Source organism: Streptomyces sp. NBC_00273 (assembly GCF_036178145.1).
Lineage (GTDB): Bacteria > Actinomycetota > Actinomycetes > Streptomycetales > Streptomycetaceae > Streptomyces.
Window position 1 is genome coordinate 10,054,935 of the sequence record NZ_CP108067.1, and the last position, 12,739, is coordinate 10,067,673.

The following is a 12,739-nucleotide window of genomic DNA, read 5'->3' on the forward strand; positions in this document are numbered from 1 at the left end:
TTCTTCTCGTACGCCGTCCATAACTCTGCTGCTGCGCGAGATTTCTGGCCGGGCGCGACCGCACCAGCCACCTTGCTGTCCGTCCTAGTGGCTGTGCGCTCCCTTGCCGGGACGTCATCCAACAGCAGCTGTATCCGAAAGGCGCCACGGCAACTCATGAGCACACCCAAAGGGCTTCAGGCGAATGTCCTGGGCACTTTCGACAGCATCGTCATGGCGGTAGCCGGCAGTGCCCCCGCCTACTCCCTGGCGGCGACCACTGCCGTGCTCGTCGGCACGGTCGGTTTCGCCGCCCCTGCCGCGCTGCTCTACTGTGCGATACCCATGTTCGGCATCGCGTGGGCTTTCAACTACCTGGGCAGGCTCGACATTAACGCCGGCGCCAGTTACTCCTGGGTGGCCCGTGCCCTCCATCCCTCTCTCGGCTTCCTCAGCGGTTGGGCGCTGGTGGTCTCGGCCACGATCTTCATGGTCGCGGGCTCGCTGCCGGCCGGCAGCATGACGCTGTCCCTGTTCGCCCCGGACCTGGCGGAGAACACCGCGCTGGCGACCGTGGTCGGCGCGGCCTGGTTCTTGGTGATGCTCGTCGTCGTGCTCAAGGGAGCGCGACTGACGGTCCACGCCCAGCTGATCATGTCCGGGATCGAGCTGCTCATTCTGCTGGCCTTCGCCGTAGCGGCCCTGTTCCATGACAACGCGGTTCAGCACTTCTCCTGGTCCTGGCTGGGCTTCAGCCACTTCGATGGAGTGCAGGGCTTCGCAGCCGGAGCGTTGATCGCGGCGTTCTACTTCTGGGGCTGGGACGTCACCAGCAACCTCAGCGAGGAAACCCGCAACAGCCGCAAGACGTCGGGACTGGCCGGCTTGGTTGGCCTCGCCGTCGTCTTCGTCCTGTTCGAGGTGTTCACAATCTCCGTGAACCTGCTGCTCACTGCCGAGGAAATCGAGATCAACAGCGCCAACGTCTTGGCCCTGATTGGCGAGCGCGTCTGGCCCGGTTGGGGCGGCAAACTGCTGATCGTCGCCGTCATGCTGTCCACCATCGCCACGCTGGAGACCACCCTCATCCAGGTGACCCGCACCCTATTCGCGATGGGCCGCGACCGCACCATGCCGGCCGCCCTCGGCGCCTCCCACCGCCGCTACCAGACGCCCTGGGTCGCGCTGTTGGTTGTCGGTGCGGTCGCCCTCGGCCTGTTCGTGGCGTCGAATGCACTTGGCTCGGTCGGCGACATCATGGAGAGCGCCGTGGCCGCCATCGGACTCCAGATCGCCGTCTACTACGGGTTGGCCGGAGTCGCAGTCGTCGTCGCCTACCGAAAGGTGCTGATGAGGACGCCGGCGAACTTCATCTTCGGCGGGCTGTGGCCGCTGACCGGGGCGCTGTTCCTGTTCTGGGTGTTCGTCGAGTCGCTGGGCGCACTCGACTCCACCGCCATCGGGATCGGCATCGGCGGTCTCGCCGTGGGCCTGGTCCCGATGTTCGTCTACCGGCAGAGCATCTACTACCGTCCAGACCGGCTCGACGCCGCAAAGACAGAACAGGTCAAACGAGAGTACGAAGGCATGGAGCCTGTGTCTGCCGCGTCCGCCGACGACACCATAGCCACGGACTTCTGAGGACCGACAGCCATGACGCCGGGAAGCAAGTCCTTCACTCCCGAATTCGATGCGACGCTCAGGGACCGGGACCTCGCGAAGGCGCGCGAAGACATCGCCATTGGCCGGTGGCAAGGCCTTCCCGAGCTGCTCCACTCCACCGGGCGCGACTGGGACCGCCGTACCCACCGGATGCGCCTGCTCGCCCAGTCCGCGGCCGGTACGACCATCGCCGAGGAGTGGTACACCGCCCGGCCCGGTGATCCGGACGCGCTGGTGCTGCGCGCGGATACAGAAGTGCTGCGCTGCTTCAACCTCGCTGTGGCTGCGGGGGACGCCGGCGCCGTCGGCCAGGACCGGCTGGACATGGCCCTACGGACCTGCCTCCGCGCGGCCGACGCACATCCTTACGACCCTGTGCCCTGGGTATCACTCCTCACCATCGCCCGGCTCTACCCAGGCGGGCACCCCCAATTCAACCGCTGGTGGAAGGAACTGCAACTCCGGGACCGGGAGAACAGGGAAGCGCACAACCAGGCGCTGCGCCACATGTCCGCTCGCTGGCACGGCTCACACGGAACCATGTACGACTTCGCCCGGGACACGGTGGACAGCGCTCCGCCAGGCTCGCCACTCGCCGTACTCCTTCAGATTGCGCGGCTGGAGGAGTACCGCTACCGCCTTGAACGTGAGGGCGACATGGCACTCTTCCTACGTCGGCATTGGAGTGCCGACGTGGCACTCGCCGATACCCGCCGCACCTGGGATACGTGGCTCGTCAACTGGGACGGCATCTACCGGGCGCAGGACGTCGCCGACTTCAACTACCTGCTGCACGCGACATGCGCCGGCGGACTGAACAGCGAAGCGGCGTACCTCTTCAAGCTGCTCGCCGGGCAGGCAACCGTGGTTCCCTGGTCCTATTTCGGCGACCCCGCGACCGTCATCACGAAGTGGCACCGCGCCGTCATGCGCTCAACCCGATAAGAGGTCCTAACAAAGGCGTTGGACGTGGCGGTGGGTGATGAGGCAGGTGGCGAGGCCGAGGAAGGCCTCGTGGATGTCGTCGCGTCGTTCCCATCGGATCCGTAGCCGGCGGAAGCCGTGAAGCCAGGCGATGGTCCGTTCCACGACCACCGGTAGACGCCGAGGCCGGAGCCGTGTGGGACTCCGCGGCGGGCGATCACGGGTTTGACGCCGAGCGCCCAGACCAGGCGGCGGTACTTGTCGTGGTCGTAGCCGCGGTCGGCCAGAACACTGTCCGGGCGTCTGTGAGGCCGGCCGACGAGGCCGGCGACCGACGGGATCTTGTTCAGCAGCGGCATCAGCTGAGTGACGTCGTTGCGGTTCCCGCCCGTCAGCGAGACAGCCAGCGGGACGCCCTGCCCGTCAACGATCAGGTGGTGCTTGCTACCCGGCCGAGCGCGGTCGACCGGGCTGGGACCGCTTTTGGGTCCCGCCGAGCGGCCCTGACATGGGAGGAGTCGATCACCGCCCGCGACCAGTCCAGCTTCCTTGCGACCCGCAGCTTCTTCAACAGCACCAGGTGCAGTTGGTCCCACACACCTGCCTCGTTCCACGCGGCCAGACGCCGCCAGCAGGTCATCCCGGAACCGAACCCTAGCTCCTGCGGCAGGTACTCCCACTGGATCCCGGTATGCAGCACGAACAGGATCCCGCAGAGTACCTGCCGGTCCGGCACCCGCGGACGGCCCTCCACCCGCTTCGGCGCCGGATCCGGAAGCAACGGCTCGACGAGCGACCACAATTCATCCGACACGATCCACGGCCGTGACTGGCGTTTCCCCACGACCAGACCAACGACCACCCGAACCGAAAGTCACATGATCAACAACTTCTGTTAGGGCCTCTTACTCCGCGCCTCGGATGGATCGAGGCACGGTTCGCATTGTTCCCTGAGCTTCGAACCCCGGGATTACTCCCAGCGCACGTCAGGGCGGGGACGGGCATCGAGTACTAGGCCGTCCGCCGGAGACCAGGGCCTCGAGCGCGGGGCGGACGGATGGGTGGAGCTCCCATTCGTGTCCGACGGCGCGCAGCACGACGGCCTCGTCGGTTCCCTCCAGCGCGGCCCGGGCGGTGGTGAGGGCCAGGGCCAGGCCGGGGTCGGCGGGGACGTCGCCGATGTGCGGGAGGGAGGGGGCCGGGCGGCCGGGGTCGCGGGCATCGAGGGAGGCGGCGAACTCCGAGACGACGTGGGGGTGGAGGGCCTCGGACACCTCCTTGCGCAGCTGCTCGGCGTAGGCGGTGTGCTCGGCGGGGCCGGCCACCGTGGGGACGTTCGCGCGCAGGGTGGGGGAGTGGAGGAGCTGTCCGGCCAGCCACACCAGGAGGTGGTGGCCGGTCGCCGGGGTCAGGCCGCACGTGAGGTGCAGGGAGCGGCCCTGGGTGGCGGCCACGGCGTGCCACCAGCCCCGCGGCACGTACAGCATGTCCCCGGCCTGCAGGACCACCTCGGCGAGCGGCGGCCCCTCGGGCTTCTCGGGCGCTTCGACGTCCAAGCGGAACTGGTTCTACTTCGAGGACCGGTTGATCGCCCACGCCTCGCCGGGCACCGCCAGCGGCACAGTGCCGGGCAGGGGCAGCCGGTTCACCGATGCTCCCCGCCGCCAGCGCGTCGGCGTCCTCGTCGGTGGACCAGCCTGGACAGCCAGTCTTTCCCCTCCACGTCGTTCGGTAAGGATCAGCACGGGGTCGTCGAGACCGATCGTGCGCGCCCGGCTGCGAGAGCCGACCACGGCCAGCGTGGCTGCGGAATGGGTGTCGGGGACACCGATCGTGGGCGAGAGACCTTCGATTCATCGCCCGCCGGTCGAACTGCAGATGCGCGCCGCGCGCCGGGACTGCTCGGGGGAATCCGGCTGCCGGGTCCTGGGCGCCACGCGCGTATTGAAGCCCACGTGGTCCACTCCGTCGGCTCGCGTCTTGATCCGGCCGACGAATCAGGCGCGCGTCGGCCAGCTCGGTCCCTCGATCGGCGCCAGTCGCACCGATCAGGCGCCCACTTCCGGTCATCGGCGTCGAAGCCCGAAGCCATGAGCGGCGTGTGCGGTGAGGTCTTCGTCGACGACGGCCAGGGTGAACGCGTGGCCGGCCGGGTCGGCGAAGCGCCGCAGGGTGGTCCGGCTGCCCGGCAGGCTGCCGTCGTCCTCCGCGGCCACCGGGCGCGCCCCCAGGGCCACGGCCTCGCGCTCGGCCTCGTCGAGGCTCCGCTGCTCCACGAGGATGCGCACGTGGGCCTGTTGGGAACCCTCCGGGAGCGGCCAGCTCGGCGGTATGTGGTCGGGGTCCCGGCGGACTCCGAGGACTACTCCGGTGTCGCCGGTGATGAGGAGGAGCTCCCCGTCGCCCGGTGCGGGTCCTGCCGAGGCGCCGAGCAGTTCGGCGTAGAACTGCGCCAGCAGCTCGGGCTCGGCGCTGTCGAGGACGAGAACGGCTGTCTTGGGTACGGTCATGCACCCCGTGTGCCCGGTGTCGGTGCCCGTACACGGGGCGTGCGTGGCCGGACGGCCGCGCTCGATTCCTCAGGAGCGGATGCGGAGTGCGACCTCTCGCTCCTGGTCGCCCGATACGGCTCCCATGTCCTCGACCGTGAAGTTGCCGACGAGCGCGGCCTGTACCCGCTGCACCGCACGGGGGCCTCCCTGGAGGGTGACGTTGACCGCGTCCTTCACCCGTACGGGTGCCGCCTGGCGCTCGGCCGGTTCGGCCGGCTTCGCCGCGTCGAGGATCGCGCTCCACACGGTCGCGGCCCGGCCGCCTTGCGCCGCTCCGCCCGTCCCCGGCTCCGCGAAGAAGGAACGTTCGAGCAGGTCGAGGACGGCGCGCGCGTCCTCCTCGGAGCAATCGCCGACCGCCACGACCACTTCGGCCACCGGGATGTCCTTGTCGTGTCCGTCCATCAGGGGGACCTCTCTCGTGCGTGCGGCATCGGTGCGGAGAACGTGAAAGGGGAATCCGGAACCTCCCCGCTCCGAACGTGCCACAGGGGGTGGGGGCCCGCATCATTTGCCTCGGCCTATGGGAGGGGGCGATGGCGTGGGGCCGCACCGGGAACACGACGCGGCCCCACGACGCCGGAGCGCCGGGGGGCCGCATCGTGGTCACCCGCGAGCCGCGAGGGACTCGGCGGGCGGCTTCAGGTCCTGTCGCGCTTGTCGCGCAGGGAGTCCTGGATGCCGCGGGCGCGCTCCTCGGTCTCGCTCAGGGCTTCCTTCGCCTTGCCCTTGGCCTGGTCCGTCTTGCCCTCAGCCTTCAGCCGGTCGCTGCCGGTGATCTTGCCTGCGGCTTCCTTGGCCTTGCCCTTCGCCTGGTCCATCTTTCCCTTGTCAGCCATGTGAACTCCTTGGTGGGATGCCTCAACTCGGCCCAAATTAGACGAAACCTGACTATTGCGCGCGGCGGCGTCGCTGGTTGCCGCGACGTCGATGACGGCGGCTACCAGCGTCCGCCGCCGCGCGCCGGGCGGGCCACGAAGCCGATGAGCCACAGCACCAGGACGGCGATCGCCACCCACCACAGACGGCACGGGCGGGGCGACCTGCAGGGGTACCTGCCGGCACGGGCAGCGTCAGTGCGTGCATGCCCTGGGACGCGCTCGACTGCTTCCGATCGGGTGACGCGCATATGGCACGCCGCCCGGCAGGCCCGCCGCCGCCGCGCGGGCGGGAGCGAGGATGCACGGCCCCGACCTTCTACGGATGGAGATCACCTGTGCTGGAACGCAAGCGGCTCAAGGGCAAGACCCAGGTCACCTTCGTACTGCCCGAGAACAGCCCCGAGGGGCCCGTCAGTGTGGTCGGGGACTTCAACCACTGGAACCCCGCCGCCCACCCCCTCGAACCCCGAGGCGACGGCACCCGCGCCGCGAACGTGGCCCTGCCCGCACACAACAGCCACTCGTTCCGCTACCTCGCCGCCGGTGACTACTGGTTCGACGACGAGACCGCCGACCACCACGACGGCACCAACAGCCGCATCCACACCTGAACCAGAAGCGCCCCTTCCGGGCGATCGGGTGAGGGCCATGCCGTGGCGCGGCCCCCACCAGCTGTGTCAGCGGTGACTAGCGGCGACCTCCCTGAGCGAGAGGTCGAGGTTGGTGGAGCACAGCACGTCCGGGGGCTCGACCGGTGGAGGTTCCACGGTTCGTGAGGGGAAGGGGATCACCTGCGCTTCGTGTTCTTCCTCGACGTCGTCCGCCTCTTCTCCTGCGGTGTGGTTCGGGACCGGCGCCTGCGTAGCCCGCTGGTGCCCTGCGGAGATCCCTCCTGGCTGTCCGCTCGCGGGCGCGTCCTGCCCTGCCTGCCGGTCTCCAGGTCAGGTGGGCTGGCAGCAAGCAGGAGAGACAGGAGAAGCCCGGCGGAACGGCTGGAGAGGACCTTCGCTGCCTGAATGAGCCGGTGGCGTTGCGCGACGGGTAGAGACAGGGCCACGCAGCCGATCTCGCCGTCGATGACGAGTGGGACCGCTACGCACACTTCGCCGTCGGAGTACTCCAGGAGGTCGAACTGGGCGGCGAGCGGGCCATGGTGGTCCAGGTTCTGGAAGAGCACGGTGCCATCGGTGATGGTGCGCCGGGTGAGGGCGATGGGCCGGTGCCGTGAGAGGTGGTCCATCCGCTGGACGAAGTCGAGCTGGGAGAGCAGGCTCTTGCCGACCGCAGTGGCGTGAGCTGCCTCGGTGAAGGCGACCCTCTGTTTGACGCCTGGGGTGCTCGGCCCGTCCGACCACCGGACGATGGACACCTCCCCGTGGCTGTAGGTGCTGATGTACACGGCCGCGCCGACGGCGTCCCGCAGGCCGGCGAGGACCTGGTCGATGACCTTCCCGGGCCGGCCGGGCTCGGACACCGCGATCAGCCGCAGCGCGGGCCCTGGTACGTATCCGCCGTCGGGGGTGCGCAGGGTCAGATGCTGCTGGCTCAGCCACACCAGCAGGCGTTGCATCACCGGGTGGGGAAGGCTGGTGGCCCAGGCGAGGTGCCTCTCGCCAACCGCCCGACCCGCACCGGCGATGATCTGCAGTACCTCAAGAACCCGCTGCGCGGACTGCCAGCGCCGCAGTGGCCGAGTGGCTGGTGGGACCTGCTGCGCCAGATGCGTCAGCGACGCGTGCCGCAGCGGAGCCGGGGACCAAGCTGAGCCGGGCTCCGGCTTCCGGTCTCGGGGCGCTCGCCTGGACGGGATGATGGTGGGGGCCGTTTCTACGGGCCGGGCATCCGGGGCGGCTCCCGTACGCCTGGGCTTGGGAATCCGGGCGGTGAACGTGCCGCGCTTGCGGACGGTCGCCAGGAGGGTCCGCACATCGGCGATGAACTCACCGTCCTGGTCGGGGACGGTGTCCTCGCGGTTGGCGAGGCCGATGTCGGCGAGGTCCCACCCGGCTTGCCGCAGAAGTGTCCGGGCGTCCTGGTGTCCCCACCGCGCGGCGCTCACGACGGTGGTGACGGCCTGAGGGGCGGCGTCCGGGCCCGACTGCCGCCACAAGGTCACGGCCAGGCGGAACGCGGCACCGGGGTGGCTGTCCTCATAGGCCCGCTTCAGCCAGTTCCTGGCCCGGTCCAGCTCACCGATCCGCAGTGCTTTCGAGCCGAGCCGGTAGCACGAGTTCGCGTGCAGGCGTCGTTCCAGTTCCTGCCCCCTCCACGTCTGCGGTGGTTCCCAGTCGCCTCCGGGCCGGTCCCAGAAGTCGGCTCCCTTCAGTCCGGACAGCAGAGCGGCAAACGCGGAAGGCTCCGCCGCGCCGGTGTCGCCCCGTTCGCTGTCGTTGCCGCTCACATCACTCACCTGTGTCCTCTTCCCGGCGCCGGGTCTTCCTGTGCCGATCGCGGATGTGGAGCTGGATCTGCTCGTCTTCCCTCAGCTCGGCTGCTGCCTTCGTCATCAGGGTCTGGATGCGGGCCGGCTCCCGCTTCATGCGTTCCGCGATGGCCTGGTCCTCCATGCCCTGGCTCCGCATCTCCGCGACGTCCCTGCGTTGTGTCCTCTTCATCCGCCTGATGGCGGGTATGACGAGCTCCTCGAGGGGGTCCAGGGGGGTGTGCGGCACGAGGCCCGCGTAGTCGCCGTGGAGGTCCGAGGCCCGGCTGGGGCGCGCGACGAATACGCGCTCGCACTCCTGGAGACCTGCCTCGTCGGCGGGCTCGGCCAGCTTGTCGTAGGCGTCGTTCGCCAGGTTGTTCGCGGTCTCCCGCGCATACGGCAGGGGGTTGCGGTCCCGCTTCTCGGGATCCCGCAGCCACACGACATAGGTCCGCACGAGGGCCTCGTGCGCCATGTCCTGCACTTGGGAGCGCAGCATCGATGCCGCTTCCACAGCCCCACCGCGATGAGGCGGGTCCACTCCCCACGCGCTTTTCGAAGAGCGTGCGCGCGGCCTCCTGCCAGGGCAGCTCCTCCTCATCCGGGCCGTCTACCACGGTCCACGCTCCGGCTCACGGGGATCGGAGGCAGGGCTGGCCACCAGGGCGGTCCAGACCGTCACCCGGCCGCCGCCCGACGACTCGTGCCGCACGATGACGGACCAACCGCAGCCGCACGCCGTACCGGGACTGCGCCCGGCCGGGGCAAGAGCCCCCTCGCGTCCCACTCGCCCGCGAGAAGCCCTTCCCCAGGCCCGGTACACGGCGAACACCACAGGGGTCACGCCGGCCACGGCCGAGATGAACCCGACCACGTCCAGGGCTGTCAATTCACGCTCCACATGTTCGTTCGGAGAGCAACGCATCCGCGTCACGTCTCTCTTACGGTGTGGAGGGCCTGAACTTTCCTGCCGCACGAAAGCGATCGGAACCGACGGATCCTGATCGACTCCTGCCTGATCCCGCCCGGTACCGGATGCGCGCGTGGCCTCCACTCGCGAACCCGCCGTCGGTCATGTCCGGGACAGGCCTTCACCAGGTCGTCGCGGGTCATATGCGAGCGCCCGGGCAGGTGGGCGGCGGCCGCCCTCTTGCAGAGGCCGGCCTTCGACAGGCTGCTCAGGTCTTCCCTCGGCGCGAAGCGGATCCGCTTCTTCGCAGCGCCGGTCTTGCCGGAGGAGGACCCGCCCGTACCGCTTTCGGTGAATCCCGGTACGTGGACGGCCCGGCCCGGGCAGCCTGGACGTCGGGCGGCCTGGCTTTATCGGCGAGAGTCGGGTTCTGGCACAGATCTTGGGGAGCCGTCGCGGAGCGTGATGTTTGCGTTCGATTGGGAGGATGACCATGGTTCTGCCTCACCTCTCGTTGCCTGGGTCTCGGGTCCCGTCGTCCGACCTGTGGTGGCTACAGAGTCATGTAAGGCTGCCGTGCTGCTGTCCTGTCTCAGGTAAGTCGGCGTATATCGGTCTAGAGCTCGGGCAGTCGGTCGGCTGGGGTGGGAGAGCGGTGTTCCTGTAGCCAGTAGAGGTAGATCTGTAGGTCCGTCTCCAGGCTTCCGAAGTCGGTGCCGCCAGCGATGTAGGCCGCGAAGTCCAGGGCACCCTCCACTGCTCGTTGGTTCGGGATCCACCGGTCGTACCGCTCCCACTCGTGCACCTGGTTTCTCAGGTACTCCAGGATCCGCTCCCGGTCCCGCCACCACTCCCGGACCAACTCCGGTGTCCACCGCTGGTCTCCGTCCCAGGCATAGCCGTCCATGGGGTCCGCCTCGATGGCACTGAGGACGTCCCTCACCTCGTCCGGTGTGCGCGGCTGGCGGTATACGTACTCAGTGAAGTACTGACCGCCGTAGTGGATGTGACGCGGTGCTTCGAGTCGACCTGTCGCGCAGTTATCGGTCTCGGCGCCGTACACCGGCCCGGGGACGTTGAGCCACAGGCGGTCCTCCCAGCGGCCGTTACAGCTCGGGTACACCTGGAACAGCACCGCCGCCGCGTCGAAGTAGAGCGTCATGAGGACAGCGTACTTTTACCCGGAGAGCTGAGAGTCGCAGCCTGAGCTGTGGCTGGCACCGAGTGAGCACCCTGTCGGGTCTGGGCGACCGAGCTCTGACCTCGAAGGTGCTGCCCAGCAGTAGAGCCACATTGGCGCGAAGGATTAGTGGAGCAAGATCATTTTGCAGAGTAGTTCGAATCCGGCTCGGCCGTAGAGCTGCCTCTTGATCTTTTTGATGCGGTTAACGGCGCCCTCGATGCTGCCGGAGCTCCAGTCGAGGGTGAGGCCGGCTGTTATGGCGTCAAGGTCCCGGAGCATGTGAAGTGCGAAGCCAGTGAGGCCGGGTAGCTGGCTGGCGTCGACTGCGTCGATCCAGGTGGGGAGTGTGGAGCCGAGGCGGTCGGTGAGTATCTCCCCGAAGTCCCGGACATGTCCGGCGGCCGTGTCCAGCTCGGGGCAGCGGGCCAGGACCTCCTTCAGGCTGGTGCGGTCGTCCTCGCTCAGCGCGGTGGGGTGCCGGGTGAGCCAGCCGGTCACTTGCAGCACAGTCGGCGGCCGGGGCGGCGGCCGGAGCCGTGCGCAGGGTGGCGATGTGGGCGCGAACCATCTGGTAGGTGACGGGCGCGTGGTCGGCGCGGAGTTCACCGTGGAGGCTGGTGACGCTGGTGCATCTCTCGGTGAAGCGCCGTTGATCCGCCACCCCGGCGTGGAGATCATCTGCCGGGACCGAGCAGGCGCCTACGCCGAGGGCGCCCGCCGCGGTGCCCCCAATGCCCTGCAGGTCGCTGACCGGTTCCATCTATGGCAGGGCTTCGGACGGGCCGTGGAGACCTGCGTCGCCGCCCATCGCGACTGCCTGCGATCGCCCGACGTGAGTGACCTTGGGCGAGCATCTCGTGGACCAGGGCGTGTGCGGCCTTCTTCCGCTCGGCTCGCTGGCCGACCGGCTCCGCGCCGTTCTGCGGCGGATCGGAAGCCGGTGGGGTGTCCTGCGACAGCGTGCCGCTGGGCATCGGGTTGCGCACGGCCAGACCTACTCCACCGTCTTGACTAGATGATTGAGTCCAAGGGCTCGTAGCCGTAGGCCGCCAGCGAGTGGTATCGCATGTCGCTGCCATCGCTCGCCCCGCGCTTGCAAGGCGTGTCTGTTCATCCTGGCGGTCAGCGGAGATCATGCGACTCATGCTTCAGTAACTCGGAGGACGTCTCGGTCGGGGCCCCGCTGAGGAATGGCCTTGAGTCTCCAGTGACTGGAGACAGCAGAGTGGGGGACATGGACGTTACGACCCTCTACTCAATCGGGGAGCTCTCCCGGCGGACCGGCTTGTCTGTGAGGACCATCCGGTTCTACTCCGATTCGGGGGTGGTAGCGCCGACCACCCGTAGTCCCGCCGGCTATCGGCTCTACGACCTCGACGCACTGCTTCGTCTGGAACTCCTCCGCACGCTGCGCGAGCTGGGCATGGACCTGCCCACGATTCAACGGGTACTGGACCGCGAGCTCTCGATGGCGGAAGTCGCCGCGGCGCACGCCGACGCCATGGACGTCCCGATCCGAATGCTGCAACTGCGTCGGAGCGTTCTGCGCGTCGTGGCCAGCCGCGGGTGTCGGCAGTTGGTGATCAACGGCTGCGGAGATGTTGACGAGTTTTGGACGGCGCTGCTGACGGCTGAGCCTGTTGCCAGACCCCGGAGAGTGAGGGGGAGGCATGAGATACTTGATCATGCCTGTGACTAACCCGTGGCTGGCCGGCCCGTCACCGAAGAAGCGCCTCGATCGAGATCGTTTGGAAGAGCGGATACTCAATCTGCTGTCGTCGCAGAACATGTGCGTGCTCGCGACGGCAGGGCCGGAAGGGCCGCTGGCGACGCCGGTGCGGTACTTCCACCTCGACTTCGCGGTGATGTTCTCCACGGCTCCCGGTTCGCCGAAGATGAGGAACCTCGCCGCTGACCCAAGGGTGTCGGTGGGGATTTTTGCGCCGCTGGTCGGACAGGCCAGCAGCCGAGGTGCTCAGCTCTTCGGGCGGGCTCGCGTGCTGTCCGAGGACAACCCCGATTTCGAGCACTACTGGCCGGCGTTCCGCTGGCAGTCCGATCATGTCGAACGGTCGCGTTCTCTCGATGAACCAGCATCGGGACCTCTCGTGGTAATCGAGGCCGAGCGGATCGTCTATACCGAGCACTGGCTGCGGCGCGAGGGTTTCGCGCCGCGTCAGTTCTGGACCAAGCCGGGCCGGTAGTCCGGCATCCCTGGTCGGC

12 protein-coding genes and 3 pseudogenes are annotated in these 12,739 nt (G+C 68.4%); 6 read left to right on the forward strand and 9 right to left on the reverse strand.

The features are described 5' to 3' along the window. Window positions 1–156 precede the first annotated feature (156 nt). Complete coding sequence (locus tag OG386_RS45565) at window positions 157–1,620, forward strand: APC family permease (protein WP_328793086.1); 1,464 nt, start codon at window positions 157–159, stop codon at window positions 1,618–1,620. A gap of 12 nt (window positions 1,621–1,632) precedes the next feature. Then, window positions 1,633–2,586, forward strand: a complete 954-nt coding sequence (locus OG386_RS45570) for a hypothetical protein (protein ID WP_328793087.1) — start codon at window positions 1,633–1,635, stop codon at window positions 2,584–2,586. Between the two features lie 6 nt (window positions 2,587–2,592). Here OG386_RS45570 and OG386_RS45575 read toward each other — a convergent pair. The 5 genes and pseudogenes from OG386_RS45575 to OG386_RS45595 form a co-directional block, all read right to left on the reverse strand. Beyond that, window positions 2,593–3,409: pseudogene (locus OG386_RS45575) on the reverse strand (IS5 family transposase). A gap of 142 nt (window positions 3,410–3,551) precedes the next feature. Continuing rightward, window positions 3,552–4,121 carry a JmjC domain-containing protein gene (locus OG386_RS45580; RefSeq protein WP_328793088.1) on the reverse strand — a complete coding sequence of 190 codons (570 nt, stop codon included), beginning with the start codon at window positions 4,119–4,121 and terminating at the stop codon, window positions 3,552–3,554. 510 nt (window positions 4,122–4,631) lie between these two features. Continuing rightward, a complete protein-coding gene (locus OG386_RS45585) occupies window positions 4,632–5,075 on the reverse strand; it encodes a VOC family protein (protein ID WP_328793089.1) in 444 nt (147 codons plus the stop codon). 69 nt (window positions 5,076–5,144) lie between these two features. Then, a complete protein-coding gene (locus tag OG386_RS45590; RefSeq protein ID WP_328793090.1) occupies window positions 5,145–5,522 on the reverse strand; it encodes a hypothetical protein in 378 nt (125 codons plus the stop codon). A gap of 236 nt (window positions 5,523–5,758) precedes the next feature. Continuing rightward, window positions 5,759–5,956 (reverse strand): CsbD family protein, encoded by a 198-nt coding sequence (locus tag OG386_RS45595; protein ID WP_189747530.1) that lies wholly within the window; start codon window positions 5,954–5,956, stop codon window positions 5,759–5,761. 377 nt (window positions 5,957–6,333) lie between these two features. On the opposite strand from OG386_RS45595, the gene OG386_RS45605 reads away from it, so the two are divergent. Beyond that, entirely contained in the window at window positions 6,334–6,609 is a 276-nt protein-coding gene (locus tag OG386_RS45605; RefSeq protein ID WP_328793091.1) for an isoamylase early set domain-containing protein, read from the forward strand. 176 nt (window positions 6,610–6,785) lie between these two features. Here OG386_RS45605 and OG386_RS45610 read toward each other — a convergent pair whose 3' ends face one another. The 4 genes from OG386_RS45610 to OG386_RS45625 all read right to left on the reverse strand — a co-directional run bounded on the left by OG386_RS45610 (window position 6,786) and on the right by OG386_RS45625 (window position 11,014). After that, window positions 6,786–8,408 carry an IclR family transcriptional regulator domain-containing protein gene (locus OG386_RS45610; protein ID WP_328793092.1) on the reverse strand — a complete coding sequence of 541 codons (1,623 nt, stop codon included), beginning with the start codon at window positions 8,406–8,408 and terminating at the stop codon, window positions 6,786–6,788. Beyond that, entirely contained in the window at window positions 8,401–8,922 is a 522-nt protein-coding gene (locus OG386_RS45615) for a hypothetical protein (protein ID WP_328793093.1), read from the reverse strand. Before OG386_RS45615 ends, OG386_RS45610 begins: the two co-directional genes overlap by 8 nt. A gap of 1,027 nt (window positions 8,923–9,949) precedes the next feature. After that, complete coding sequence (locus tag OG386_RS45620; protein ID WP_328793094.1) at window positions 9,950–10,495, reverse strand: ferredoxin; 546 nt, start codon at window positions 10,493–10,495, stop codon at window positions 9,950–9,952. Between the two features lie 144 nt (window positions 10,496–10,639). After that, entirely contained in the window at window positions 10,640–11,014 is a 375-nt protein-coding gene (locus tag OG386_RS45625; protein ID WP_405785755.1) for a transposase, read from the reverse strand. A gap of 163 nt (window positions 11,015–11,177) precedes the next feature. Between OG386_RS45625 and OG386_RS47160 the strand changes: the two are divergent. The 3 genes and pseudogenes from OG386_RS47160 to OG386_RS45640 all read left to right on the forward strand — a co-directional run. Next, window positions 11,178–11,280 (forward strand): annotated as a pseudogene (locus OG386_RS47160) (transposase); the annotation flags it as partial. A 470-nt stretch (window positions 11,281–11,750) separates the two neighbouring features. Continuing rightward, a pseudogene (locus OG386_RS45635) lies at window positions 11,751–12,083 on the forward strand (MerR family transcriptional regulator); the annotation flags it as partial. Between the two features lie 118 nt (window positions 12,084–12,201). Beyond that, entirely contained in the window at window positions 12,202–12,720 is a 519-nt protein-coding gene (locus tag OG386_RS45640) for a pyridoxamine 5'-phosphate oxidase family protein (RefSeq protein ID WP_384347312.1), read from the forward strand. Window positions 12,721–12,739 lie beyond the last annotated feature (19 nt).